The sequence below is a fragment of the Rhodococcus ruitaii genome, assembly GCF_055230935.1.
Window position 1 is genome coordinate 204838 of sequence record NZ_JBUYWC010000004.1, and the last position, 24368, is coordinate 229205.

Annotated in this window: 26 protein-coding genes; 17 read left to right on the forward strand and 9 right to left on the reverse strand. The window is 65.7% G+C overall.

The annotated features are described in order from the left end of the window. Positions 1-3: 3 nt before the first annotated feature. Complete coding sequence (locus ACZI8W_RS06745; RefSeq protein ID WP_463367718.1) at positions 4-519, reverse strand: TIGR04338 family metallohydrolase; 516 nt, start codon at positions 517-519, stop codon at positions 4-6. Then, positions 516-1322, reverse strand: a complete 807-nt coding sequence (locus ACZI8W_RS06750) for a DUF2786 domain-containing protein (RefSeq protein ID WP_463367719.1) — start codon at positions 1320-1322, stop codon at positions 516-518. The genes ACZI8W_RS06745 and ACZI8W_RS06750 overlap by 4 nt, the downstream gene beginning before the upstream one ends. A gap of 103 nt (positions 1323-1425) precedes the next feature. On the opposite strand from ACZI8W_RS06750, the gene ACZI8W_RS06755 reads away from it, so the two are divergent. The 7 genes from ACZI8W_RS06755 (at position 1426) to ACZI8W_RS06785 (ending at position 9876) form a co-directional block, all read left to right on the forward strand. Then, on the forward strand, positions 1426-2874 hold the full coding sequence (locus ACZI8W_RS06755) for an alanine/glycine:cation symporter family protein (RefSeq protein ID WP_463367720.1): 1449 nt from the start codon (positions 1426-1428) through the stop codon (positions 2872-2874). 44 nt (positions 2875-2918) lie between these two features. After that, complete coding sequence (locus tag ACZI8W_RS06760) at positions 2919-3992, forward strand: ABC transporter ATP-binding protein (protein ID WP_463367721.1); 1074 nt, start codon at positions 2919-2921, stop codon at positions 3990-3992. A gap of 157 nt (positions 3993-4149) precedes the next feature. Further along, the gene (locus tag ACZI8W_RS06765) at positions 4150-5430 is read left to right on the forward strand and encodes an ABC transporter substrate-binding protein (protein WP_463367722.1); all 1281 of its coding nucleotides are present in this window, start codon (positions 4150-4152) and stop codon (positions 5428-5430) included. A 17-nt stretch (positions 5431-5447) separates the two neighbouring features. Further along, positions 5448-6527, forward strand: a complete 1080-nt coding sequence (locus ACZI8W_RS06770; RefSeq protein WP_463367723.1) for a carbohydrate ABC transporter permease — start codon at positions 5448-5450, stop codon at positions 6525-6527. A gap of 77 nt (positions 6528-6604) precedes the next feature. Continuing rightward, positions 6605-7426, forward strand: coding sequence for a carbohydrate ABC transporter permease (locus ACZI8W_RS06775; RefSeq protein ID WP_463367937.1), 822 nt, complete (start codon positions 6605-6607; stop codon positions 7424-7426). Next, positions 7423-7620: a hypothetical protein gene (locus ACZI8W_RS06780; RefSeq protein ID WP_463367724.1), complete on the forward strand. Its 198-nt coding sequence runs from the start codon at positions 7423-7425 to the stop codon at positions 7618-7620. The genes ACZI8W_RS06775 and ACZI8W_RS06780 overlap by 4 nt, the downstream gene beginning before the upstream one ends. A gap of 114 nt (positions 7621-7734) precedes the next feature. Further along, entirely contained in the window at positions 7735-9876 is a 2142-nt protein-coding gene (locus ACZI8W_RS06785; RefSeq protein ID WP_463367725.1) for a transglycosylase domain-containing protein, read from the forward strand. Here ACZI8W_RS06785 and ACZI8W_RS06790 read toward each other — a convergent pair. Then, positions 9851-10474, reverse strand: a complete 624-nt coding sequence (locus ACZI8W_RS06790; protein WP_463367726.1) for a TetR/AcrR family transcriptional regulator — start codon at positions 10472-10474, stop codon at positions 9851-9853. The two genes, ACZI8W_RS06785 and ACZI8W_RS06790, sit on opposite strands and share 26 nt — an antisense overlap. A 117-nt stretch (positions 10475-10591) precedes the next feature. On the opposite strand from ACZI8W_RS06790, the gene ACZI8W_RS06795 reads away from it, so the two are divergent. Continuing rightward, the gene (locus tag ACZI8W_RS06795; RefSeq protein ID WP_463367727.1) at positions 10592-11665 is read left to right on the forward strand and encodes a phosphotransferase family protein; all 1074 of its coding nucleotides are present in this window, start codon (positions 10592-10594) and stop codon (positions 11663-11665) included. Beyond that, positions 11662-12420, forward strand: coding sequence for an SDR family oxidoreductase (locus ACZI8W_RS06800; protein WP_463367728.1), 759 nt, complete (start codon positions 11662-11664; stop codon positions 12418-12420). The genes ACZI8W_RS06795 and ACZI8W_RS06800 overlap by 4 nt, the downstream gene beginning before the upstream one ends. Before the next feature lie 144 nt (positions 12421-12564). Here the strand turns inward: ACZI8W_RS06800 and ACZI8W_RS06805 are convergent, their stop codons facing one another. From ACZI8W_RS06805 to ACZI8W_RS06815, 3 genes are all read right to left on the reverse strand, one after another. Then, positions 12565-13695 carry an inositol-3-phosphate synthase gene (locus tag ACZI8W_RS06805; RefSeq protein WP_463367729.1) on the reverse strand — a complete coding sequence of 377 codons (1131 nt, stop codon included), beginning with the start codon at positions 13693-13695 and terminating at the stop codon, positions 12565-12567. Then, complete coding sequence (locus tag ACZI8W_RS06810) at positions 13688-14248, reverse strand: PadR family transcriptional regulator (RefSeq protein WP_463367730.1); 561 nt, start codon at positions 14246-14248, stop codon at positions 13688-13690. Before ACZI8W_RS06810 ends, ACZI8W_RS06805 begins: the two co-directional genes overlap by 8 nt. A gap of 123 nt (positions 14249-14371) precedes the next feature. Beyond that, the gene (locus ACZI8W_RS06815) at positions 14372-14572 is read right to left on the reverse strand and encodes a DUF1707 SHOCT-like domain-containing protein (protein ID WP_463367731.1); all 201 of its coding nucleotides are present in this window, start codon (positions 14570-14572) and stop codon (positions 14372-14374) included. 96 nt (positions 14573-14668) lie between these two features. Between ACZI8W_RS06815 and ACZI8W_RS06820 the strand changes: the two genes are divergently transcribed. The 4 genes from ACZI8W_RS06820 to ACZI8W_RS06835 all read left to right on the forward strand — a co-directional run bounded on the left by ACZI8W_RS06820 (position 14669) and on the right by ACZI8W_RS06835 (position 20271). After that, a complete protein-coding gene (locus ACZI8W_RS06820; protein WP_463367732.1) occupies positions 14669-15088 on the forward strand; it encodes a DUF5318 domain-containing protein in 420 nt (139 codons plus the stop codon). Between the two features lie 520 nt (positions 15089-15608). Continuing rightward, positions 15609-18119, forward strand: a complete 2511-nt coding sequence (locus ACZI8W_RS06825) for a transglycosylase domain-containing protein (RefSeq protein ID WP_463367733.1) — start codon at positions 15609-15611, stop codon at positions 18117-18119. 9 nt (positions 18120-18128) lie between these two features. Next, positions 18129-19784 (forward strand): glycosyltransferase family 87 protein, encoded by a 1656-nt coding sequence (locus ACZI8W_RS06830; RefSeq protein WP_463367734.1) that lies wholly within the window; start codon positions 18129-18131, stop codon positions 19782-19784. Positions 19785-19806: 22 nt separating this feature from the next. Continuing rightward, a complete protein-coding gene (locus ACZI8W_RS06835) occupies positions 19807-20271 on the forward strand; it encodes an RNA polymerase subunit sigma-24 (RefSeq protein ID WP_463367735.1) in 465 nt (154 codons plus the stop codon). A gap of 169 nt (positions 20272-20440) precedes the next feature. Here the strand turns inward: ACZI8W_RS06835 and ACZI8W_RS06840 are convergent, their stop codons facing one another. The 3 genes from ACZI8W_RS06840 to ACZI8W_RS06850 are packed head-to-tail and all read right to left on the reverse strand — an operon-like array spanning position 20441 to position 22581. Then, positions 20441-20854, reverse strand: a complete 414-nt coding sequence (locus tag ACZI8W_RS06840; protein ID WP_463367736.1) for a DUF2752 domain-containing protein — start codon at positions 20852-20854, stop codon at positions 20441-20443. 24 nt (positions 20855-20878) lie between these two features. After that, positions 20879-21223 carry a CD225/dispanin family protein gene (locus ACZI8W_RS06845; protein ID WP_463367737.1) on the reverse strand — a complete coding sequence of 115 codons (345 nt, stop codon included), beginning with the start codon at positions 21221-21223 and terminating at the stop codon, positions 20879-20881. Then, positions 21220-22581: a glycosyltransferase 87 family protein gene (locus tag ACZI8W_RS06850; protein ID WP_463367738.1), complete on the reverse strand. Its 1362-nt coding sequence runs from the start codon at positions 22579-22581 to the stop codon at positions 21220-21222. Before ACZI8W_RS06850 ends, ACZI8W_RS06845 begins: the two co-directional genes overlap by 4 nt. Positions 22582-22711: 130 nt before the next feature. On the opposite strand from ACZI8W_RS06850, the gene rpsF reads away from it, so the two are divergent. From rpsF to rplI, 4 genes are all read left to right on the forward strand, one after another. After that, complete coding sequence (rpsF, locus tag ACZI8W_RS06855; protein WP_463367739.1) at positions 22712-22999, forward strand: 30S ribosomal protein S6; 288 nt, start codon at positions 22712-22714, stop codon at positions 22997-22999. A gap of 64 nt (positions 23000-23063) precedes the next feature. Then, positions 23064-23585 (forward strand): single-stranded DNA-binding protein, encoded by a 522-nt coding sequence (locus tag ACZI8W_RS06860; protein ID WP_463367740.1) that lies wholly within the window; start codon positions 23064-23066, stop codon positions 23583-23585. Between the two features lie 40 nt (positions 23586-23625). Further along, positions 23626-23868 (forward strand): 30S ribosomal protein S18, encoded by a 243-nt coding sequence (gene rpsR / locus ACZI8W_RS06865; protein WP_054806388.1) that lies wholly within the window; start codon positions 23626-23628, stop codon positions 23866-23868. Positions 23869-23883: 15 nt separating this feature from the next. After that, the gene (rplI, locus tag ACZI8W_RS06870; RefSeq protein ID WP_463367741.1) at positions 23884-24339 is read left to right on the forward strand and encodes a 50S ribosomal protein L9; all 456 of its coding nucleotides are present in this window, start codon (positions 23884-23886) and stop codon (positions 24337-24339) included. Positions 24340-24368 lie beyond the last annotated feature (29 nt).

Consider the following 24368-nt stretch of genomic DNA (forward strand, 5'->3'; position numbering starts at 1 on the left):
AACTCACACGCGCACGGCGATCCCTGATGCGCGCAACACGAACGCCGCCTCGGGCCCGATGATCTCGTCGACCAGTGTCAGGAACCGGTCGACGAATGCGGGTCCGTGGGCGGCTTCCGTCGGATCGTCCGGGTCCTGCGGGTCGAGATGGTGTGCCAGCTCGTGCAGCACCACGAGTTCGCGGAACGCCCACGCCTGGTTGCCGCGATGCACGGGGAGAGCAATGGTGGCGCAGTCGTTTTCGTAATGTGCGGCGGTATTTCCCGACCGCGCACGTACCCGTACCGGTAGCGCCGAACGCGGCCAGCGTGTGCGGACCCAATTCAGAGCGAGCACCTTGTCGACGTACTGCTGTGCGGACTCGAGCGATGCGAATCGTCGTTCGACGGGCAGCGTGACGTGGGACCCCGCCACCTCGACGGTGCGCAGGCCGCGTTCATCGGCGAGATCGAACATGCGCCGCACCAGCGACTCCGCCTCGTATACGGATGTTTTCTGTGTGTCGCGCACTCTGGTCACCGTTCCAGTCTCCTCGCCGCGGGCGGTAGCTCGGGTGAGTTGCCGAGTTGCGCCGTGCGTCCGGCGCGATCTCCGGCGCGTTGCGCATCGGTGGATCGCATGGCCACACGGTTCCCTCGCCAGCTTCCTCGGGCCTGCGAGGTGGTGCGGTAGAACTCGCGCAATTCGAGCTCCTTGCCGCGCAGGACGAGAGCGGTGCCCGGTGCCGATTCCTCGGCTTCACGCTCGGTGTCCTGTTTCGCTTCGGCGAGGCGCGCGCCGATCCGTGCGGCGAATGCCGACTGGAAGTTCAGGCGTGCGGTGACGCCTGCGATCGGTTTCCGTACTTTCGTGCGGACCTGCCTGCCACCGCGGCGCTCGATCACCGTCTGCACCGTCGTTTCGGTCTTGTAGGTGCCCAAACGCAGGTAGGAGTCGGATGCCCGCACCATCTGCACCAGCAGCGACGAGTAGAGGGCCTCACACACGTCGATGTCGTCGGCGAAGCCGTACGCGTAGATCACCGTGGAGGTGGCGGTGATGTCGCACTGCACGTCGTTGGCTGCCGCGATCGCGAGAAACAACTGCGCATAGGTGCGCAGCCCCTTCTTCCCCGCGTCTCCGATCGTGATGAGTCGCTGGACCGGTGTTGCCCGACGTTCCTTGGCGGTGGCGTGGGCGCGGGCCACCGCGAGATCGACCGAGGCCGAGGTCGCGAGCCGCTGGGCGGCGGCGAGGAAGGCATCGGCTTCGTGTGGATTGTCGGTCGACTCCGCCTGACGCAACAGTCCGCCGATGCGGGTCAGCATCTTGTCCGAACTCACGCGTCGAGCGTAGAGGGTCGGAGTGTCGATGATCTGGGCGACAGCGCCCTGCACTTGATCCGAAACCCGTGCGGAAGCCTTCCCCGACCGCGAAGATCAGGGGATGGACACCGCAGTCGAATTCGTCACCGACATCAACGACTGGTACTGGTACGCGGTCATCGCGCTCCTCGTGGGGTCCGGTCTGTACTACACATTCCGGTCACGGTTCATCCAGATCCGGCTGATCCCCGACATGCTGCGGTCCATCGTGGAGAAACCCGAAGAACTCCCCGACGGGGAGAAGGGGATCTCCGCATTCCGCGCATTTTCCATCTCCGCGGCGTCGCGGGTGGGAACGGGCAACATCGCCGGAGTCGCGATCGCGATCAGTATCGGCGGCCCCGGCGCACTGTTCTGGATGTGGGCGATGGCGCTGATCGGTGCGTCCACCGCCTTCGTCGAATCGACCCTCGCCCAGCTCTACAAGGTGCGCGACAAGGGTGCGTTCCGCGGTGGCCCGGCCTACTACATGCAATACGGGCTCGGCAAACGCTGGATGGGCATGATCTTCGCGGTCATCATCACGATCACCTACGGTTTCGTCTTCAATGCGGTGCAGACCAATTCGATCGTCGATGCTGTCGCAAGTTCGGCCGGCGAGAAGACAACGGGGTTGCAGGTCGGTGTCGGTCTCGTTGTGGCGGTTCTCGTCGCTGCGGTCATCTTCGGTGGGGTCCGGCGGATCTCGGGTGTGTCGCAGATCGTGGTGCCGATCATGGCCATCGCCTACCTGATCATCGGAATCATCGTGGTGGTCCTCAACATCGGTGAGGTCCCCGGCATGTTCCGGCTGGTGTTCGAGAACGCCTTCGGCATCCGTGAGATCGCAGGTGGCGGGTTCGGTGCCGCGTTCATGTACGGCATTCGGCGCGGCCTGTTCTCGAACGAGGCGGGTATGGGTTCGGCCCCGAACGCGGGCGCGACCGCATCGGTGTCGCATCCGGTGAAGCAGGGGCTCGTGCAGAGTCTGGGCGTCTACTTCGACACGTGGCTGGTGTGCTCGATCACCGGGTTCATCATCTTGCTGTCCGATCCGGATTTCGGCTCCGGACTCGAGGGCGCAGCATTGACGCAGAATGCGTTGGCGTTGCAGCTCGGCGACTGGACCGTGCACTTCCTCGCGGTCCTGATCTTCTTCCTCGCCTTCACGTCGGTGATCGGCAACTACTACTACAGCGAATCGAACATCGAGTTCCTCACCGGATCACGGAAGGCGCTGCCGTACCTGCGTGCGCTCGTGGTGGTGTGCGTATTCCTCGGAGCGATCGGCTCGGTCCCGCTCGTGTGGGCACTCGCCGACTTGGCAATGGGTGTGATGGCGACGGTCAACCTCATCGCGCTGATCCCGCTGTCCGGCGTCGCGTATGCGCTGTTCCACAATTACACCGCGCAACGCAAACAGGGACGGGACCCGGTCTTCCACCGCGGCGATGTCCCGGGGGTCCGTGGGATCCAGGTGTGGGGCGAGGACGACGCGCCGGTGACGGTGGACCCACAGGATGCACGGTAGATTCCCGTAGCGCACGAGCGTGTCCGCTTCGGAAAGGATCTGCGATGGCCTCGGTGACCTTCGACAAGACGACGTGTCTGTTCCCCGGTTCGAGTACACCCGCGGTCGACGCACTGGATCTCGAGATCGAGGACGGCGAGTTTCTCGTCTTGGTCGGGCCATCGGGCTGCGGCAAGTCGACGTCGTTGCGGATGCTCGCCGGACTCGAACAGGTCCACAGCGGCCGCATCCTCATCGGAGACAACGACGTCACCGCGCAGGATCCCAAGGAACGTGACATCGCGATGGTGTTCCAGAACTACGCGCTGTACCCGCACATGTCGGTGGCCGAGAACATGGGATTCGCGCTCAAGCTCGCGAAGACCCCGAAATCTCAGATTCGGGAGCGGGTCACCGACGTCGCGAAGATGCTCGACCTCGAGCAGTATCTCGACCGCAAGCCCAAGGCTCTTTCCGGTGGTCAGCGACAGCGCGTCGCGATGGGCCGTGCGATCGTGCGCGAACCGCAGGTGTTCCTGATGGACGAACCGCTGTCCAACCTCGACGCGAAACTGCGCGTCCAGACCCGCACGCAGATCGCGCAGCTGCAGCGGCGCCTCAACACCACCACGGTGTACGTCACCCACGACCAGGTCGAAGCCATGACCATGGGTGATCGCGTCGCGGTGCTCGACAAGGGCATCCTGCAGCAGTGTGCGTCGCCGCGCGTGCTCTACAACCGGCCGGCCAACGTGTTCGTCGCCGGATTCATGGGGTCACCCGCGATGAACCTGTTCACTCTCCCCGTCGTCGATCGCGGGGTCATGGTGGGCGATGTCCACGTCCAGGTGCCCCGCGACATCCTCGGACAGGTCAGTGAGTCGGAGGTGACGCTCGGTATCCGGCCCGAGCATCTCGAGATCGCCGAGGACGGGCTCGCCGTCGACGTGGATGTGGTGGAGGAACTCGGTTCGGACGCGTACGTGTACGGGAACGCCACGATCGGTGGGATTCGGCAGGAGATCGTGGCGCGGAGCGACTGGCGGACCCCGCCACAGAAGGGCGACCGTCTCCACCTGCGGTTCGACCCCAACCAGGTCCACGTGTTCAAGATGTCCGACGGCCTGCGCATCGGCTGATCGGAGGTGTTCGGGTGCTGCGGCTCCCGACACAGAACCGATCAAGGATGGGTGGAATGCCGACTTTTCCGGGTGGCCCGTGCCACAGTAGTGGCCGGTGTCGGTGACCGAACGGTTACCGGCGAGTTGATTTTCCGAACTCACACGGGAGATGTTCATGGTTTCGAAGAAGAAGGCGATGCGCAGAGCCGTCGTCGCCGCCTCCTCGGCGGCGCTGCTGGTCCTGACGGCGTGCGGCTCCGACGACGGCGGCAGCGACGACGCCTCGACCGACACGGGCGCCGCATCCAGCGAGGGTCGCGGCCCCATCACCATCGTCGAGGGGCAGGACCCCTTGAACGCTGCGCTCGAGAACATCATCGCCGACTGGAATGCCGAGAACCCCGACGAGCAGGTCACCTTCAAGCCGCTCGCGCGCGAGGCCAACGACCAGTACGCCGACATCGCGCAGCGAATGCAGGCGCAGAGCGACGAATACGATCTCGTCGCCGTCGACGTCACCAACACTGCCGAGTTCGCCGCCAACGGGTGGCTGCTGCCCCTCGAGGGCGACAACGCGATCGACACCGCCGGTCTGCTGCCCGCGACCGTCGAATCGGGTACCTACAACGGCACCCTGTACGCCGCGCCGAAGAACACCAACGGCGCGTTCCTGTACTACCGCACCGACCTGGTCGATCAGGCGCCCGCCACGTGGGACGAGCTGAAGGCCGAATGCCCGAAGGCCGAGGAAGCAGGTATTGCCTGCTACATCGGCCAGTTCAGCAACTACGAGGGACTGACGGTCAACGTCACGGAGATCATCAACGGCTTCGGCGGCAGCTTCGTCGCCGAAGACGGTCTCACCCCGGCGATCGACGAGCAGACCGCTGAGGGCCTGCAGTTCATCGTCGATTCCTTCGAGGACGGCACGATCCCGGCCGCTGCGCAGACCTACACCGAGGCCGAGTCGCAGACCGCCTTCGGTAACGGCGAAGCCCTGTTCATGCGCACCTGGCCAGGCTTCTACACCGACGGCGAAGAGTCGTCGGTCGCCGGCAACTACGGGATCGCGGTGCTCCCGGGCGTCGACGGTCCGGGTGTGTCGACGCTCGGCGGCTACAACGTCGGTATCAGCGCGTTCACGGACGCTCCGGCGACAGCACGCGACTTCCTCGAATTCATGCAGACCCGTCAGTCGCAGGAGTACTACGCCGAGGTCGGTGGCGCACCGGTCCTCGCCGAGGTCTACGACGATCCGGCGATCCTCGAGCAGTACCCGTACTTCTCGACCCTGAAGGAAGCCCTCGAGAGCGCGGCGCCGCGTCCGTCGTCGCCGTACTACTCGGCCGTGTCGAAGGCGATCTCCGACAACGCCTACGCTGCGATCCGGGGCGAGAAGCCCGTCCAGCAGGCTCTGGACGACACCCAGGCCGGCATCGAAACTGCCGGCAACTGATCCACTAGGAGCGGTAGATGGCAGAACCGCAGGTTGGTACACCCGCGGATCCGCCACACGACAACGCGGTCGGGACCGATGGTCCCGACCGCGGACGTGTGGCAGGACGGCACCGTGCGCCCGCGCCGCCGCCCATGACCGCGCCGCCGGCCAAGACCCGGCGGAAGGTGCCGGTGTGGATGTTCATCGCGCCGTCGATGATCGTCCTCGCGGTGATCATCCTGTACCCGCTCGGCAGAGCGGTGTGGATGTCGCTGCACGGCGACGCGAAGACGCTCGATCCCGACACGGGCCGATTCGTCACGGGCGGGTTCGTCGGCATCGAGAACTACACCCGCTGGATCACCCAGACCTGCGGTACTGCCACCGGTTCCATCCCCTGCCCACCGGGAACTCTCGGGTCTCAGTTCTGGCAGTCGATCTTCAACACCTTCTTCTTCACAGTCGTCACGGTGTCGATCGAGACCGTGATCGGTTTCGCGATGGCGCTCGTGATGGCCAAGTCGTTCCGAGGTCGTGGACTGCTGCGCGCATCGGTTCTCGTGCCGTGGGCCATCCCCACCGCGGTGACCGCCAAGCTGTGGTTCTTCATCTTCGCCAACGACGGCATCGCCAACAAGATGCTCGGCACCGACATCCTGTGGACCGCAGACCCGTGGCCCGCACGCTTCGCGATCATCGTCGCCGATGTGTGGAAGACCGCGCCGTTCATGGCGCTGCTCATCCTCGCGGGTCTGCAGATGATTCCGTCCGATGTGTACGAGGCGGCGAAGGTCGACGGTGCGAACGCCTGGCAGCGCTTCACCCAGATCACGTTGCCGCTGGTCAAGCCCGCGCTCATGGTAGCCATCCTGTTCCGCACCATGGACGCACTGCGCATGTACGACCTGCCGGCGATCATGATGGGCTCCAACCCTGCGACGTCGACGATCTCCGTGCTCGTCGTCGACCAGATGCGTCAGGGCGCCAACTCGGCGTCCGCGCTGTCGACGATCACATTCCTCATCATCTTCGCGGTCGCCTTCATCCTGGTGCGGTTTCTCGGCGCCAATGCGGTCAGTACCCAGGAGAAGCAGCGGAAGGGAGACCTGGCGTGACCGGTACGACCACCGCCACCGAGACGGCTGCCGGCAAGGCACCACTGCCCCGGCCGAAGCGCGCGGGCAGGGTCCGGATGGGCACAATCGGCACCTATCTCGGGGTTGCCCTCATCGTTGTATGGGGTCTTGCGCCGTGTTACTGGATGATCGTCACGGCGCTGCGCGACCCCGCCGACACGTTCAGCACGAGCCTGTGGCCGACGAATCCCACGCTGCAGAACTTCGCCGATGCCTTGGACCCCGACGCCAAGGTCAACTTCTCCCGAGCGTTGATCAACAGCGTCATCATCGCCGGGGCCACCACGTTGATCGCGCTGCTCATCGGTGTATTCACCGCCTACGCGCTGTCGCGTTTCGAGTTCCGGGGCAAGTACTTCGTCACCGGCATCATTCTCGGTGCCTCGATGTTCCCCGTCGTCGCTCTCGTGACGCCGCTGTTCCAATTGTTCACCGATATCGGCTGGATCGGCAGTTACCAGGCGCTGATCATCCCGAACATCTCGTTTGTGCTTCCGCTGACGGTGTACACGCTCACCTCGTTCTTCTCCGAGTTGCCGTGGGAACTCGAGGAGGCGGCGCGTATGGACGGCGCAACCCGCGGGCAGGCGTTCCGGCTGATCATGCTGCCGCTCGCGGCCCCTGCGCTGTTCACCACCGCGATTCTCGCGTTCATCGCGACGGTCAACGAGTACCTGCTCATGTCGCAGCTCTCGAGTGAACGGACGGCACCGGTGACGGTGGCGATGGCACGGTTCACGGGCACCGACCCGTATGTGACGCCGTACGCGTCGATCATGGCGGGTGGCACGCTCGTGATGGTGCCGCTGGTCGTCATGGTGCTGATCTTCCAGCGTCGGATCATCTCGGGCCTGACGGCCGGTGGTGTGAAGTCGTGAAGCGTCTCCCGCGCCGGCAGCGACTCGAGATGCTGCTCGGCGTGATCACGGTTTTCGCCGTGATGGCGGTAGTGGGGGCGGTCGCGGAAATGCTGTCGCCCGAGCCGGGTATCGTGCCGTCACTGGTGCTGGCAGGCTTCGCGCTCGCGTGGTGGTTCACATACCGTGCGTGGCGTCGTACAGACTCGTCCTAGTGCTGCGCACCCATTCTGCAGTGCTGCGTACGTCACTTCTGCGCGTGACTTCGTACCCTGGGGTCGGCAGGATGGAAGAATCTGCCGAGTCCCATCCCGGAGAAAGTGGTACGTGTGAGTTCCTCGAATCCGTCGACGTCCGACCGCGGGCGTTCTTCCGCTGATTCGAAGTCGCGGCGGTGGCGAACCGTCCGATATGTCGCACTCGTGGTGGTTGCACTGCTGATTCTCGCGCCCATCGGAGTGTTCGCCGGCGCGTACGTCTCGGCAGAAGTTCCGCGCCCGTCCGACATGACGACCAACCAGATCGCCCGCATCTACGCTGCGGACGACACCACCGAGATCAGCCGGGTGGTGCCGCCGGAGGGTAATCGCGTGGAGGTCGGCATCGACGAGGTGCCCGAGCACGTCCGCAATGCGGTGCTCTCTGCCGAAGATCGCAACTTCTACAGCAATCCCGGTTTCTCGATCTCCGGATTCGTTCGCGCGGCTCGCGACAACGTGATGGGCAAGGACTCCGCCGGCGGCGGCTCCACGATTACCCAGCAGTACGTCAAGAACGTGCTCGTCGGGTCCGACCGCACCCTCACCCGCAAGATGAAGGAACTCGTCATCTCCTCGAAGATGGCACGCGAATGGTCGAAGGACGAGATCCTCGAGGCGTATCTGAACACCATCTACTTCGGTCGGGGCGCCTACGGCGTAGCCGCGGCGTCGCAGGCGTATTTCGGCAAGCCGGTCGGCGACCTGACGGTCTCCGAGGGGGCGGTCCTCGCCGGCGTCATCCAGACGCCGTCGTCGCTCGATCCCGAATTCAATCGCCCCGCGATCGAGGCGCGCTGGAACTACGTGCTCGACGGCATGGTCGAGATGGGCGTGCTCGGTCCCACGGACCGTGGGGAAGCCGTGTTCCCGGAAACCGTCCCGTCGGATCAGGCGGCGCGGGCCAACGAGGCGCCCGGCCCCGAAGGGCTGATCCGGTCTCAGGTGCTGCGTGAGCTTTCCGCATCCGGCATCAGCGAGCAGGTGCTCAATACCGAGGGCCTGCGTATCGTCACCACCATCGACCCCGTCGCCCAACAGGCTGCGGTCGATGCGGCGCGGGGCAACCTCGAGGGCGAACCCGAGGACCTGCGGACGGCCGTGGTGTCCGTCGACCCGCAGTCGGGCGCCGTTCGGGCGTACTACGGCGGCGAGGAAGGTGCGGGTTACGACTACGCGCAGGCGCCGCTCCAGACCGGTTCGTCGTTCAAGGTGTTCGGCCTCGTCGCAGCCCTGCGCGAAGGTATCGGCCTCGGTGCACGTTACGACAGCACTCCGCTGACCATCGGCAATCTCGAGATCAACAACGTCGAAGGCGAATCCTGCGGTAGGTGCACGATCGCGGAGGCGACCAAACGCTCGCTGAATACGAGCTTCTACCGGCTCATGATGTCGATGGAGAACGGTCCGCAGAAGATCGCCGATGCGGCGCACGACGCCGGTATCCCGATGGAGATCCCAGGTGTCGAGGGCACCTCGCTCACCGAGGCCAACGGGGTTCCCGAGGGGGGCATCGTGCTCGGCCAGTACCAGTCGCGAGTGATCGACATGGCGTCGGCGTATGCCACCCTGGCGGCGTCGGGCACCTTCCGCCAGCCGTATTTCGTGCAGAAAGTCACGACGTCCGACGGTGAGGTACTTCTGGACCGGGCGGCGTCTCCCGGCGAGGAGCGCATCGACCCCGCGGTCGCCGACAATGTCAGCCAGGCACTGCTGCCGGTTGCCGCGTACTCGCGGGGTCACGCGCTCGCCGGCGGCAGGCCCTCGGCAGCGAAGACCGGGACCACCCAGCTCGGCAACACCGGTATGAACAAAGACGCGTGGATGGTCGGGTACACCCCGTCGCTGTCGACGGCGGTCTGGATCGGCACCGCGGATGCCGGCCCGATCACCAACCTCTGGGGTGGCTCCATCTACGGCTCGAGCCTGCCTTCCGACATCTGGAAGGACACGATGGACACCGCGCTCCAGGGCACCGACGTGGAGAGTTTCCCGTGGCCGGCCCCGATCGGCGGGCAGGCCGGTGTGCCTTCCGATGCCGGTATCAGCACCCCGTCGACGGGTCGCCCGCCACCGGGGTTCGAGCTTCCCGACTTGAGTGATCTGCCGCCGATCACGATCCCGGCGCCGCCGGTCGACATCCCGCCGCAGGTTCAGTTGCCGCCGGAGATCGAGGTGTTCCCCGGCGTCACGATCCAGATTCCGGGAATGTGACGACGCGTGCTGCGGGCTCGTCGAGCACGACGGTCCGCAGCACGGTGATGCTGTAGTCGACGATATCGTCCACCGATGTCGCGGGGGCATCGGTGCGGTCCACCGCAAGTGATTCGACCATCGACCACCAGGCGCGCAGTCTCATGACGGTGAGCGGATCCGGTGTCGCTTCCGTCGCGGCGAGGATGCGCTCGACCATCGTGTTCTTGACCTGGTCGTGGATCTCGCGGATCTGGGGGTCGGTACCGAACCCGCCGTGGAAGAACGCCTGATAATTGTCGCGGTGACGATCGACGAACGAGACGAACGCGTTCAGGCCGGAGTGAAGCGGGTCGGGGTCGTCCGGATTCGGTGCGGCCGCGCGCAGCATGCGGCGAGACGCGGCGCCGACGACCGCGACGTAGAAGTCCTGCTTCGTGGGGAAGTACCGGAAGAGCAGGCCCCGTGAGATGCCGGCGATCTCGGCGACACGGTCGATCGACAGTGCATGGATCGGTCTGGTCGACAACTCTTGGAGACCCACCGCGACGAGCTGGCGTCGACGCTCCTCGGGCGGCAACCGACGCCGGACGCCGGGGGCTTGTCTGGAGGTACTCACCCCGATAGCCTAACTGAGCATTGCTCAATTGATGGATGGGGCACTCATGGATTTCGGGCAGTCCGAACGCAGCCGCGACTACCTCGATCGGTTGCACAGCTTCATGGGGGCACAGGAGTGACCGAACTTCCCGACAACGCGCGGGTGGTGCGCGACGAGGACACGTTCGACGTCGAGGCCGTTGCGGCGTGGCTCGTCGAACATGCTGGTGCGGAAGGGGTTCCAGAGGTACGTCAATTCGTCGGTGGCGCATCCAATCTGACCTACCTACTCCGCTACCCGGAGCGCGATCTCGTCTTGCGCCGCCCACCCTCCGGGACGAAACCGTCGTCCGGACACGACATGGTGCGTGAGTACCGCATCCAATCGTTGCTCGCACCGGCCTACCCGCACGTGCCGGCGATGGTCGGCCTGTGCACCGATCACAGTGTGCTCGGCAGCGATTTCTACGTCATGGAACGCGTGCCCGGTGCGATCCTGCGGGCCGACCCGTCGACCGCACCGGACCTGACTCCGGAACAGACCCGCACACTGTGCCTGCGGATCGTCGACCTGCTCGTCGAACTCCACAGCGTCGACCCCGAGAGCGCGGGGCTGAACGAATTCAGCCGCGGGACCGGATACGTCGCGCGACAGGTCGCGGGCTGGACGGCGCGTTACGAGAATGCCCGCACCGACAACGTCCCCGATTTCGCGCGAGTTGCCCGCTGGCTCGACGAGACCCGGCCGGCCGATGTCTCGTCGGCGGTCGTGCACGGAGATTTCCGGCTCGACAACGTCGTCCTCGACGAGAACGACCCGCTCCGACCGGTCGCGGTGCTCGATTGGGAACTTGCGACGATCGGCGATCCGCTGATGGACCTCGGATCCTCGCTCGCGTACTGGGTGCAGGCCGACGACGACCCGATGATGCTCGCCACCAAACGGCAGCCGTCGGATCTACCCGGCATGCTCACCCGCCGCGAGATCGTCGAGTACTACTCGGAGAGAACGGGACTTCCGGTGCACAACTGGGGTTTCTACGAGGTGTTCGGCCTGTTCCGGCTCGCCGCGATTGCCCAGCAGATCTACTATCGCTACCACCACGGACACACCACCAACCCCGCGTTCAAGGACTTCTGGGTGGTCGTCGGCTACCTCGATTCCCGGTGCAACGCGCTCATCGACCGATTCGACAAGGAGAGCCGATGAGTCGGCCACAGCGACACACTATTCTCATCACCGGAGCGAGTTCCGGTCTCGGAGCCGGCATGGCGCGCGAATTTGCTGCGCGCGGACATAATCTCGCTCTTGCTGCGCGCAGGGTCGATCGCCTCGACGCACTGCGCTCGGAACTGCTCGCCGAGCACCCGCACATCACGGTCGCGGTGCGGTCCCTGGACGTCGACCGGCACGACGACGTCTTCACCGTCTTCCGTGAGTTCGACGAAGAACTCGGCGGTCTCGACCGAGTGATCGTCAATGCCGGGCTCGGTAAGGGGCAGCCCCTGGGCACGGGCTACTTCCACGCGAATGTGCAGACCGCGCAGACGAACTTCGTCGGTGCGCTTGCCCAGAGCGAGGCGGCGCTCGAGCTCATGCGGCCACGCAACGCAGGGCACCTCGTCTTGATCTCGTCGATGAGCGCACTGCGCGGAATGCCGCGCAACATGACGACCTACGGTGCGTCGAAGGCCGCTGTTGCGGCGCTCGGCGAGGGAATGCGATCGGATCTGGTGGGCACCGGGATCGATGTCAGTACCATCTTCCCCGGCTACATACGGTCGGAGATCAACGAGAAAGTGAAGAAGGCCCCGTTCCTCGTCGATACCGAAACAGGGTGTCGCGCCCTGGTATCGGCGATCGAGAAGGAACCGGCCAAGGCATACGTACCGGGATGGCCGTGGATTCCGATCGCGTACGCGATGAAGGTGTTGCCGCTGTGGGTGGTCCGGCGCATGGCGTAGCTGCAGTCGGTGGCTGCAGCCGACTGTGGCGGGGGGGGGGGGGGGGGGGGGTGGGGGGTGGGGGGGGGGGGGGGGGGGGGGGGTGGGGGGGGGGGGGGTTTTTTCAACCCCCCCCCCCCGCCACAGTGTGTTCGGGTACCCGAGTTACTCGGCGCCGATGATGAAGGCTTCCAGTTCGCTGCGGGCCTTGTCGTCGGCCATCTGGACCGGCGGGGACTTCATCAGGTAAGCGGACGCCGGGAGGATCGGGCCACCGAGGCCGCGGTCCTTGGCGATCTTCGCGGCGCGGATGGCGTCGATGATGATGCCCGCGGAGTTCGGTGAATCCCATACTTCGAGCTTGTACTCGAGGTTCAGCGGGGCGTCGCCGAAGGCGCGGCCCTCGAGGCGGACGTACGCCCACTTGCGATCGTCGAGCCACTCGACGTAGTCGGACGGGCCGATGTGGACGTTGCGATCGTGGACCTTGCCCGACAGGGGGCCCTCGAGGTTGGAGGTGACGGCTTGGGTCTTGGAGACCTTCTTGGACTCGAGACGCTCGCGCTCGAGCATGTTCTTGAAGTCCATGTTGCCGCCCACGTTGAGCTGGTAGGTGCGGTCGAGCACGACACCGCGATCCTCGAACAGCTTCGCCATCACGCGGTGGGTGATGGTGGCGCCGACCTGCGACTTGATGTCGTCGCCGACGATCGGCACACCGGCATCGGTGAACTTCTTGGCCCACTCCGGGTCGGAGGCGATGAACACCGGGAGTGCGTTGACGAACGCCACACCGGCGTCGATGCAGCACTGGGCGTAGAACTTGTCGGCCTCGTCGGACCCGACGGGCAGGTACGACACGAGAACGTCGACCTCGGCGTCCTTCAGGGCCTGGACGACATCGACGGGTTCGGCGTCGGACAGTTCGATGGTCTCGGAGTAGTACTTGCCGATGCCGTCGAGGGTGTGGCCGCGCTGGACGGTGACACCGGTGGGCGGCACGTCCGTGATCTTGATGGTGTTGTTCTCGCTGGCGTTGATCGCTTCGGAGAGATCGAACCCGACCTTCTTGGCGTCGACGTCGAATGCGGCGACGAACCGGACGTCGCGCACGTGGTATCGACCGAACTCGACGTGCATCAGACCGGGGACGGTCGTGGTGGCATCGGCGTCCTTGTAGTACTCGACGCCCTGAACCAGAGACGAGGCACAGTTACCCACGCCCACAATGGCCACGCGCACAGCGGTGTCGGGTCGCTGGTCGTGCCGCGCTCCCGTGGTGCTGTTCTCACCCATGGTCGGGTTCTCCTTTTTTTCTGCTTGCTGCTGACGACTGCTCGGCGGCGATGAGTTCGTTGAGCCAGCGGACTTCGCGTTCGCTGGACTCGAGGCCGAGTTGGTGTAGCTGACGGGTGTAGCGATCCAAGGTGCCGCTCGCCCGCCCGATGGCGTCGCGGAGGCCTTCTCGGCGTTCCTCGACCTGGCGTCGCCTGCCCTCCAGAATCCGCATCCGCGCTTCTGCGGGAGTCCGGCTGAAGAAGGCGAGGTGAACGCCGAATCCGTCATCGGTGTAGTTCTGTGGGCCGGTGTCGGCCACCAGTTCGGTGAACCGTTCCCGTCCTGCCGGGGTGAGCTGGTACACGCGCCGCGCGCGTCGTTTCACCGGCCCGGGGACGCCGGCATTCTCCTCGGCGATGAGGCCGTCGGCCTGCATCCGCCGCAATGTCGGATACAGCGACCCGTACGAGAAGGCGCGGAAAGCACCGAGAAGCCCGGTCAATCGCTTGCGAAGCTCGTAGCCGTGCATAGGCGATTCGAGAAGCAGCCCGAGAATTGCCAGCTCGAGCAAGGTGGGCCACCTCCTACGTCTGATCGAACCTAACCGACTGATGCGATGAACAACTATATCGCACCGATATATAGGACCATACGCGTGTGCCGATAGGTGTGCACGGAAGGGCTGGGCCGTTCGTCAGGCGTCGGCGGGTGGCCGCAGGTCACGCACGAGATTTGCGAGTTCCGGCAGCGTTCTCGCGGTTTCTGCACGTGCGACGAGGTCGCGCCACTCGTCATCGGTGAGCCGACCTTCGGCGCATGCAGCGTCGAGATGCGCGCGTGCGTGTGCACGGTCGCTGTCGCGGACACGGGTCGGCGGCGATTGTCGGCGGGCCACGGCAGAAGCGTAGTTCGTCCCGAATGGGTGTGCTGTGTTCCGGATCGAGCCCACTCCGCGCCCACTTGCATTGGGGCCGCACGTACTCTGGAGCCCGTGCAGACTCAGCGGCAGGTGGTGGACTATGCGTTGCAGCGACGGTCGCTGCTCGCGGAGGTCTACTCGGGGCGACGCGGCGTGGCCGAGGTCTGCGATGCGAGCCCTTACCTGCTGCGAGCCGCAAAATTCCACGGCAGGGGCAGCGACGTCGTCTGCCCCATCTGCCGCAGGGAGCAGCTGACCATCGTTTCGTGGGTCTTCGGCGACAAGCTCGGGCCGGTGTCCGGTTCCGCGCGTACCCCCGAAGAGTTGATCCGCTTGGCATCCAGCCAGGAGGAATTCACCGTCCATGTGGTCGAGGTGTGCCGAACCTGCAGCTGGAACCACCTGGTGCAGTCGTATGTTCTCGGTGCGCAACCCGCGCCGAAACGGCCCCGTCGTCGATCGTCGGGTGCACGACGCACCGCGAGCGAGTGAACGGACGGCCGGACGACGTGACTTCGACGTGCCCGACGGTGTACACAGCTGCACAAGACCGGACGACCGGGTCGTCGACCACCTGTCCGAGGACGGAATCGAGGATGCGGCGTAACGCGTCGTGCCGACATTTGGAGATACGTACGTGAGTTCCACCGACAACGAACCCGAGGACAACCGGGCGGTTCCGCCCCAGCCGAACGGCTCTGCCGGCACCCCGCCGCAGCGGCCGACACCGGATGGAGCACCCGCTGCGGGGCGTCCGCTGCCGCCTCCGCCGCGTCAGCCGGGGTCGGGGCAACCTCCGGGTCCGGGCGCACGGCCGCCACGTCCTCCCCAGGGAGCTGCGCCGCAGCCACCCGGACGTGGTGGGTTCCCTCCGCAACACCCGGGAGCCCGCCCGCCCGGCCCCCAACAGCGAGGACCTCAGCAGGGCCCACCGCCGGGCCGGGGCGGGCCGCCGCCTCAGCAGGGTCGCCGCCTGCCGCCGCCAGGGCCTCAGCAGCAGCGTCCGCCGCAGATGTTCCCCGGTGCACCCACCGATCGTGCACCGGGCGGCCCCGACGGCCCCATCGACCGCCGTGCACCGGGCGCCGATCCCACCCGTCGGATGCAGTCCGGTGCCCCGAACAGTCAGGAGCAGGCGGCGGTCAGGCAGCCCCCGCCGCGGCCCGCTGCCGCTGCGGCTCGTCCGGCCGGCGGCCCTCCCGCCGGCGGACCGCCCACGGTGCCTCCTACGGGCGGGCCTGGTGGAGCCGGTGGTGGTGGCGGGAAGCGGAGGTTCCCGTGGCGCACGATTCGCCGCGTGGGCTACGTGGTGGTTGCGGCGGGCATTCTCGTTCCCGTTCTCGCGTTCATGCTCGCGTATGTCGCGCAGGACGTGCCGCGGCCCGGTGAGCTCGTCACCAACCAGGCGGCCACCGTCTACAACTCCGACGGGTCCACGGTCATCACCAAGATCATCCCGCCCGAGGGCAATCGCACCGAGGTGGATCTGCAGCAGATCCCCGAGGACGTCCGGAACGCCGTGCTCGCAGCCGAGGACCGCGAGTTCTACACCAATCCAGGCTTCTCGATCACAGGCTTCGCGCGAGCAGCACGCGACAACGTCCTGGGTCGCGACAGCGCGGGCGGTGGTTCGACGATCACGCAGCAGTACGTCAAGGTCGCGCTGGTCGGATCCGAACGGTCGCTGACCCGTAAGGCCAAGGAACTCGTTCTCTCGACCAAGATGGCGAACCAGTGGTCGAAGGACGACATCCTCGCCGCGTATCTCAACACGATCTACTTCGGTCGCGGCGCCTACGGTATCTCGGCGGCCGCAAACGCCTACTTCGGGAAGCCGGTCACCGATCTCACCGTCGAGGAAGGCGCCGTACTCGCGGCGTCGATCCAGCTGCCGTCCCTACTCGATCCGGAACAGAACCCCGAGGGCGCGGAGGCCCGCTGGAACTACGTGCTCGACGGCATGGTGTCGGCGGGCACTCTCAATGCAGCGGATCGCGCGGCGATGCAGTACCCCGCATACCAGCCCCTGGCCGAACTCAACTCCGGCGACCAGACGATGGGTCCCGAGGGTCTGATCAAGAACCAGGTGCTGGCAGAGCTCTCCGCCGAAGGCATCGACGAGAACCTTCTCAACACCGCGGGTCTCGAGATCACCACGACGATCGACACCACGGCGCAGGCCGCCGCGGTCGATGCCGCGCAGTCGAACCTCGAGGGCGAGAACGAGAACCTGCGTACCGCCGTGGTGTCCGTCGACCCGCGCAGCGGTGCGGTGCGTGCGTACTACGGCGGCGACAGCGGCGTCGGATACGACTTCGCGCAGGCAGGGCTCCAGACGGGCTCATCGTTCAAGGTGTTCGGTCTGGCCGCCAACCTCGACCAGGGCAATCCGCTGTCGACGACCTACGAAAGCGGGCCGCTCACCATCAACGGCATCGACATCGGCAACGTCGAAGGTGAGCAGTGTGGTGAGTGCACGATCGCCGAGGCGCTCAAGCGATCCTTGAACACGAGCTTCTACCGGATGATGCTCGACATGGACGACGGCCCGCAGGCCATCGCCGACATGGCACACACGCTCGGTGTCGCTAAGGAACTGCCGGGAATCGGCGAGACCCTCACCGAGCCCGGCGGTGTGGGACCGAACTACGGCATCGTCCTCGGCCAGTACCAGTCGCGGGTGCTCGACATGGCGTCGGCCTATGCCACGCTCGCCGCGTCGGGCATGCACTACGACCCGCACTTCGTGGAGAAGGTCGTCACCTCCGACGGTGAGGTGCTCCTCGACCGCGGTGCACCGAGCGGCGAGCAGGTGATCGACGACGCCGTGGCCGACAACACCACGGCCGCCATGATGCCGATCGCTGCCTACTCGAACGGGCACGCGCTCGCCGGTGGTCGTCCGTCCGCCGCGAAGACCGGAACCGCCCAGCTCGGCGACACCGGATCGAACAAGGACGCATGGATGGTCGGGTACACCCCGTCGCTGGCCACCGCGGTGTGGGTCGGTACCGAGCAGGGGCTGCCGATCACGAACAGCTGGGGCGGCAGTATCTACGGTTCCGGTCTGCCGTCGGACATCTGGAAGGACACGATGGACGGCGCTCTCCAGGGCACCGAGGTCGAATCGTTCCCCAAGCCGGGCGCGATTGCCGGTGAGTCCGGCGTACCGACCTGGTCGGCGAAGTCGACGGCACCGCCGACCAGCGACAACCCGTCGACGTCGCGCACGATTCCGACGTTGCCGGAGATCCCGGACATCACGACGGAGAACGTGGAGATCTTCCCGGGCGTGACGATCCCGATTCCGGGGGTGGCGCAGGCGCCGGCCGCCACGACTCCGTCGCCTGGGCAGCTGAACGGCGATTCGACCTCGGACGAAGAAACCGGCAGTGACGGTGCGGGTGGCAGTGTTCCCACCGTGCCGTCGGCTCCGACCACCACGAACCGGGTTCCCCAGTTCAATCAGGCCCCGGACACGGCGAACGGCCCGAGGTCCGACCAGCTCCAGCCCGCGGGGTAGCGTCTCGGCGTGACCGTCAACGAGGAGGCCGCGCACAGGGGACACGTCTCTCCGGAGCCTCTCGCCGACGATCGTCGTTCCGTGGACTGGCGCGACACACCGGGCCGAACCGACCCGATGGTGTCGCGCCTTTCCGCACTCGTCGGAGGCCCGGTCGGGCGGCACGCCCTGCTGGGCCGCACCCGGTTCTTCACGCCGCTGCGGGCGATGCTGCTGCTCGCGGTGGTGTTCTTGGCCCTGGGCTGGTTCGGGAAGGCCGCGTGCATCCAGCAGGCGCCGATCGGTCCCGACGGTGAACTCGGGTTGGACTGGAGCAACAACCGCCAGTACGTGGCGATGTGCTATTCCGACATCGTTCCGCTCTACGGTGCGGAGCGTCTCAACGAGGGCGCGTTCCCGTACGCGACGTCGTGGGAGGAACCGGGCGCGGACGGGCAGACGCAGACCCGGTACATGGAGTATCCCGTCGTTTCGGGGCTCTACCAGTACGTTTCGATGCGTGTCGCGAAGGCATGGGATTCGGTGTCGTGGTTGCCCGGGGGGCTCCAGGTCGCGATCTACTTCAATGTCGTCGCGTTGGGGCTCGCCTTCGCGTGGCTCGCGACGGTGTGGGCCACCGCCATGTCTGCGGGGCGGCGCGTGTGGGATGCCGCGCTTGTCGCTGCCTCCCCGCTCGTGATGGTCCATGCGTTCACGAATTTCGACGCCCTGGCCACGGCGTTCGCTGCGGGTGGTCTGCTCGCGTGGGCCCGTCGTCGCCCGGTGCTCGCGGGTGTGCTGCTGGGGATCGGTGCCGCGACGAAACTGTATCCACTGCTGCTGCTCGGACCACTGCTGGTGTTGTGCCTTCGCACCGGGAAGATGCGCGCATTCTTCCGGACCCTCGGTGCGGCGGTGGGTGCGTGGCTCGCGGTGAACCTGCCGATCATGCTGCTGTATCCGCAGGGATGGTACGAGTTCTTCCGCTTGAACTCCGATCGTGGCGCCGATCCCGATTCGATCTACAACGCGCTGCGGTCGTTCGTCGGATGGCCCGACTGGTCACCGTCGACCCTGAACATGGTGTCGCTGGTGTTGTTCGCGGCGGCATGTGCCGGGATCGGCTGGCTTGCGCTGACCGCACCTAGGCGCCCACGACTGGCCCAGCTGTGTTTTCTGGTCGTGGCGGCTTTCCTGTTCACCAACAAGGTGTGGAGTCCACAGTATTCACTGTGGCTGATCCCGCTCGCGGTGCTCGCGATACCGCACCGCAGGGCGTTGCTCGCCTGGATGGCGGTGGATGCGCTCGTGTGGGTTCCGCGCATGTTCTATTACCTCGGCCCCGAGAACAAGGGCGTGCCGGAGCAGTGGTTCACCGCGACGGTGATCATCCGGGACATCGCGGTCTTGGCCTTGTGTGCGGTGGTGCTGTGGCAGATCCGACGTCCGGTCGAGGATCCTGTCCGGTACGGATTCATCGACGACCCGGTGGGTGGTGTCCTGGACCAGGCACCCGATACGTACCCGAGTTGGCTACCACGATGGTTGAAACCGGCGCACCAGCGTGCTGCGGCGGTGCCGCCTGGAGCTGCTGCGGCGGTGCTGTCAGGGAAGGTGTCCCGACGGGTTTCTTTCGATTCGGTTTCGATCGATCGGAGGACGGCGGAGCCGCCGCCGTCGTTCTAGGCTTGTCGTGGAGGAGGGGAGCATGACCACTGTGCGCAGCGGCGGAGTACTCGGGCACTTCACGATGTGTGAGCTCGCCTGGTCGGTTGCAGCAGGCGACACCGCTGCGATGCCTGCCCTCTTGCGTCAGCTGTATCCCCAGACCTCCGCCTATTGTCGGGCGCGCGCCCGCGATACCGGCGTCTCCTTCACCGAGGCCGATCGACTTGCCCTCGAGGTGTGCCACGCGATCCTCGCCGAGGTGTCGTCGGCTGTGGGGGCCCAGCAGCCGTTTGCGCGCCTTGCCTACGCGACCGCTGTCGGCGCCGCAGACTCCCGCTTCGCTCGGCCGGCGGGCGATGCCGGGCTCCGGATGCAGCGGGAGATCCTCATTCTGCGCATGATCGTCGGCCTGGATCTCGAGCTGACGGCGATCGCATTGGGCATCAGCCCGCGGCGCGTACGAGCCGAGCAGCATGCAGCGTTGAGATCGTTCCGCGCCGCCTGAATCTCGCGCCGCCTGTTCATCGAATTCGGTGTTCGGTCCGTCTTCGGGAGTTCCTCTACGACAGGGAGATTCGGACCGTATCTGACGAATATCATCCGAACACACGATATTCGGCGGCAGGTATCTGATGGGGGTATCAGGTCCACTGCCCTGCCCTCCGAGATCGGAGTCAGATGCGCAGTGCGGTGAACGGCGCAACCGGAATGTTGCGCACTACGAACCACACCGAGACCACGACGAGCGCGATGTGCGGGGCCCACCGATAGCGATCCCACCGGGGCATCGGTGTGCCCCGTACGCGGCTCATCGTCCACACTCCGAACACGGCGAGCAACCCCGCCGTCACGATGACGCCGAGTGCGTTGAAGTGGAATGCCGCTGGAAAGTCAAGGTGCACAAGTGAGTACAGCATCCTCGATGCCCCGCAGCCGGGGCAGAGGATGCCGAAGACCGTGTAGGTGGGGCACGGCGGGATGACCCCGCCCGGGGTGGTCGGGTCGGCCCACGCGACGAATGCGCACGCGCACACCGCACCTGCCGCGACTGCGGCCGGTGCTCTCAGGCGCGCGAGGGTGCGTTCCATGAAGTCTTCAGCGCGTCGAAGTCTTCAGCGCGTCGTGGCCACAACCGCGGCCCAGAACGCGAAATAGCCCACGACGAGTGCGATCAGCCCGAGAATCCAGATCACCGCCGACCAGATCGCCCAGGTCTTCGCTGAGCGTGCGGCCCGGTGCGCTTCGTCGAATCGTCCCTGAGCCCACAGATTGTTGACCCGCGACGCCTTGACCAGCGACACGATCCCGATCGGCATGCAGAACACCACGCTTGCGACGATTCCCCAGACGAGGTTGTTCTCCGGTGGGCGGCCGTAAGGATGGAAGGGGGTGCCGTAGGCACCTCCGGGCGGATACTCGCCCGGGCCGGAGTGCGGGAACTGCTGATACGAATTCATACTCCGGTGCGCTCCTCGGGCCGTGTGCGTTGTATGGCGTGCCCCCCGGTCTTCTTCGGCCGAGTGCGCTCGGACGAGTTGAGGAAGACGAAGAACAACACGATCAACAATAGTGCGCGCCCCCACACTCCGATGTGGACGAGGGTGAGCGGCATCGCCGGGTCGTTGTTGCCGGCGGTCGCATCGAACCAGAGGAAGATCCCGATCCCCATCGACAGATCGACGAGGAGGTACGCCGCGACGAGTTGCCACGGGATGCGCAGCAGCACGAACAGAGGCAGTAGCCACAGCGTGTACTGCGGGGAATGCACCTTGTGGAGCAACAGGAAACCGCACAGCATTGCTGCGGCCACGGGGAGCCACGGGTAGACGCCGTCGCGGAGGTAGCGGCGCCACCCGAGCCACATCGCGAAGGCGAACGCCGCGAGCATCAACAGCGGCGACGCGAGTGCGACCGCGTCGTTGTATTCGGAGGTGACGTCGTGTCCCTGATAGTTACCCATCAGCGGACGCAGCCCCCAGTACCAGATCGAGTTGCTGGTGGCGTCCGCCTCTCGGTTCTGCTGGAACGTGAACGACGCGCGCCACCCTTCGAAGCCGAGGATCGCAAACGGAAGATTTACCGCGACGACGGTTACGACAGCTGTCCCGGCCACGGTCAGCGCACCGCGAAGGTCGCGGCGCCCGGGGGGTGTTGTGTCTTCGTTGTCGGCTGCACCGCCGGTGAAGACGTAGGCGATGAGGGGCAGCAGGAAGAGCCCCGGATAGAGCTTGAGGCAGAACCCGACGGCGAGAAGTACTGCGGCGATCACCCCGCGGGTACGGGGCGACCAGCGTCGGACGCCCATGACCGCGGCGGCCAGCACGGTGACCGCGACCACCGGAAGGTCCCAGTTCAAGAACGCATACATCACGAGCGGCGGCGTGGCCGACCACCAGAGAGCATGCCATCCTGCGAGCCGTCCGAGAATCCACGCGGTGAGCAACCCGAACGGTGCGAGTAGCAGCGCGGAGTGCAGCAGGAAATCGGCGTCGGTCTTCGCGAACAATGCCCCCACCCACATGAGGACGCCGCCGAGCACGGGGTACTCGACGGTGCCGCCTGTGAGGGCGCCGGCCGAGGTGATTCCGCCGTCCACGAACGGGAACTGGTGGAGGTTGATCCCCCGTCCGAGCCAGAGCTGCTGGATGTCGGAATAGCAGACGGTGGCGTCCTTGACCTCGTCGAACTGCATCGAGCGGCCGAACAGATCGAACGGCGGGCCTGCGCAGCGGGCCTTGTTGAGGTAGCCGAGCAACAACATCAGCGCACAGGAGACGACCGCGACGAGCGTGGGAAGGGATCGGCTCGTGCGCATGTTCTTCACCCTAGGTCAATTTCGCTGGTCAAGCGGTGGTCATGTACCCTTCTTGGGTTGCTGACGCAACGACCCTCCTGTCACGGATCGTCCGTGACCGTTCACAGTCCATGGGAGGTGATGAGGTCTTATGCGTCGTTACGAATTGATGATCATCCTGGACCCCAGCCTGGACGAGCGCACAGTCGCTCCCTCGCTGGAGACGTTCCTCAACGTGATCCGCCAAGAAGGCGGCAAGGTCGACAAGGTCGACGTGTGGGGTAAGCGTCGTCTCGCGTACGAGATCGCCAAGAATGCCGAAGGCATCTACGCGGTCGTCGACATCAGCGCGACGCCCGCTGCGGTTGCGGAGCTGGATCGCCAGCTCGGCCTGAACGAGTCGGTGCTTCGCACCAAGGTTCTGCGCCTCGGGAAGTGAGCCTGTCGGCGCTTGGCCGTAGGCTCTGGCGCATCAGGACTCCACACACTGCAGGAGGAACCACATGGCAGGCGACACCGTCATCACCGTGGTCGGCAATCTGACCGCCGATCCAGAACTGCGTTTCACCCCGTCGGGTGCTGCGGTCGCGAACTTCACCGTCGCGTCCACGCCCCGGATGTTCGACCGTCAGACCAATGAATGGAAAGACGGCGAGGCTCTGTTCTTGCGCTGCAACATCTGGCGTGAGGCAGCCGAGAACGTGGCCGAGAGCTTGACTCGAGGAACCCGCGTGATCGTGCAGGGTCGGCTCAAGCAGCGCAGCTACGAAACGCGTGAAGGCGAGAAGCGCACTGTCGTGGAGCTCGAGGTCGATGAGATCGGCCCTGCGCTCCGCTACGCCACGGCCAAGGTCACCAAGGCCGGTCGCGGCGGTGGCGGTGGCGGCGGCTTCGGCGGTTCCTCCGGCGGATCGGGCGGTGGGCGCCCCAGTTCCAACGCCGCTGTCGGCGGGGACGACCCGTGGAGCAACGCTCCGCAGGGTGGTTCCTTCGGTGGCGGCGCGGACGACGAGCCCCCGTTCTGATCCGACCTTCGATCGGAACATCTAAGTACGGAGAAAGACCATGCCTAAGTCGCCTGCGCGCGAGAAGGTTTTGAAGAAGAAGGTCTGCGCCTTCTGCAAGGAAAAGAATGTGCAGATCAACTACAAGGACACGACGCTGCTGCGTAAGTACGTCAGCGATCGCGGCAAGATCCGCGCTCGCCGCGTCACCGGCAACTGCGTGCAGCACCAGCGCGATATCGCTGTTGCTGTGAAGAACTCCCGTGAGGTGGCTCTGCTTCCTTACGTCTCGACGACTCGCTAAGGAAAGGGGAACACGATGAAGCTCATCCTCACCGCCGACGTGGACAACCTCGGTGCGCCTGGCGACACCGTTGAGGTCAAGGACGGTTACGGCCGCAACTACCTGCTGCCCCGCGGTCTGGCAATCGTCGCCACCCGTGGTGCCGAGAAGCAGGTTGCGGGCATCCGCCGTGCACAGGAGGCCCGTGCAGTCCGCGGCCTCGAGCACGCGCAGGAGCTCAAGGCCGCCATCGAGGGCCTCGACAGCGTCTCGCTGGCAGTCAAGACCGCCGCTGACTCGGGCAAGCTGTTCGGCTCGGTCACCGCTGCCGACGTTGCCGGCGCGCTCAAGGCTGCCGGTGGCCCGGTTGTCGACAAGCGCATTGTCGTGCTGCCCAAGGCGCACATCAAGGCGACCGGCAAGCACGAGGTCGTGGTGAAGCTGCACCCGGATGTCACCGTGAAGTTCACGCTGAACGTCGTCGCTGCCTGATCTGGGTTTCGAGGGGCCCCGCGCACATC

What these genes read in the sequence shown, in the direction of transcription:
- ACZI8W_RS06760 (WP_463367721.1), top strand. Translation starts at nt 2,919, where the DNA reads ATGGCCTCGGTGACCTTCGACAAGACGACGTGTCTGTTCCCCGGTTCG.
- ACZI8W_RS06800 (WP_463367728.1), top strand. Translation starts at nt 11,662, where the DNA reads ATGAGTCGGCCACAGCGACACACTATTCTCATCACCGGAGCGAGTTCC.
- ACZI8W_RS06860 (WP_463367740.1), top strand. Translation starts at nt 23,064, where the DNA reads ATGGCAGGCGACACCGTCATCACCGTGGTCGGCAATCTGACCGCCGAT.
- ACZI8W_RS06850 (WP_463367738.1), bottom strand. Translation starts at nt 22,581, where the DNA reads ATGCGCACGAGCCGATCCCTTCCCACGCTCGTCGCGGTCGTCTCCTGT.
- ACZI8W_RS06765 (WP_463367722.1), top strand. Translation starts at nt 4,150, where the DNA reads ATGGTTTCGAAGAAGAAGGCGATGCGCAGAGCCGTCGTCGCCGCCTCC.
- ACZI8W_RS06805 (WP_463367729.1), bottom strand. Translation starts at nt 13,695, where the DNA reads ATGGGTGAGAACAGCACCACGGGAGCGCGGCACGACCAGCGACCCGAC.
- ACZI8W_RS06840 (WP_463367736.1), bottom strand. Translation starts at nt 20,854, where the DNA reads ATGGAACGCACCCTCGCGCGCCTGAGAGCACCGGCCGCAGTCGCGGCA.
- ACZI8W_RS06825 (WP_463367733.1), top strand. Translation starts at nt 15,609, where the DNA reads ATGTTCCCCGGTGCACCCACCGATCGTGCACCGGGCGGCCCCGACGGC.
- rpsF (WP_463367739.1), top strand. Translation starts at nt 22,712, where the DNA reads ATGCGTCGTTACGAATTGATGATCATCCTGGACCCCAGCCTGGACGAG.
- rpsR (WP_054806388.1), top strand. Translation starts at nt 23,626, where the DNA reads ATGCCTAAGTCGCCTGCGCGCGAGAAGGTTTTGAAGAAGAAGGTCTGC.
- ACZI8W_RS06775 (WP_463367937.1), top strand. Translation starts at nt 6,605, where the DNA reads ATGGGCACAATCGGCACCTATCTCGGGGTTGCCCTCATCGTTGTATGG.
- ACZI8W_RS06845 (WP_463367737.1), bottom strand. Translation starts at nt 21,223, where the DNA reads ATGAATTCGTATCAGCAGTTCCCGCACTCCGGCCCGGGCGAGTATCCG.
- ACZI8W_RS06755 (WP_463367720.1), top strand. Translation starts at nt 1,426, where the DNA reads ATGGACACCGCAGTCGAATTCGTCACCGACATCAACGACTGGTACTGG.
- rplI (WP_463367741.1), top strand. Translation starts at nt 23,884, where the DNA reads ATGAAGCTCATCCTCACCGCCGACGTGGACAACCTCGGTGCGCCTGGC.
- ACZI8W_RS06835 (WP_463367735.1), top strand. Translation starts at nt 19,807, where the DNA reads ATGACCACTGTGCGCAGCGGCGGAGTACTCGGGCACTTCACGATGTGT.
- ACZI8W_RS06770 (WP_463367723.1), top strand. Translation starts at nt 5,448, where the DNA reads ATGGCAGAACCGCAGGTTGGTACACCCGCGGATCCGCCACACGACAAC.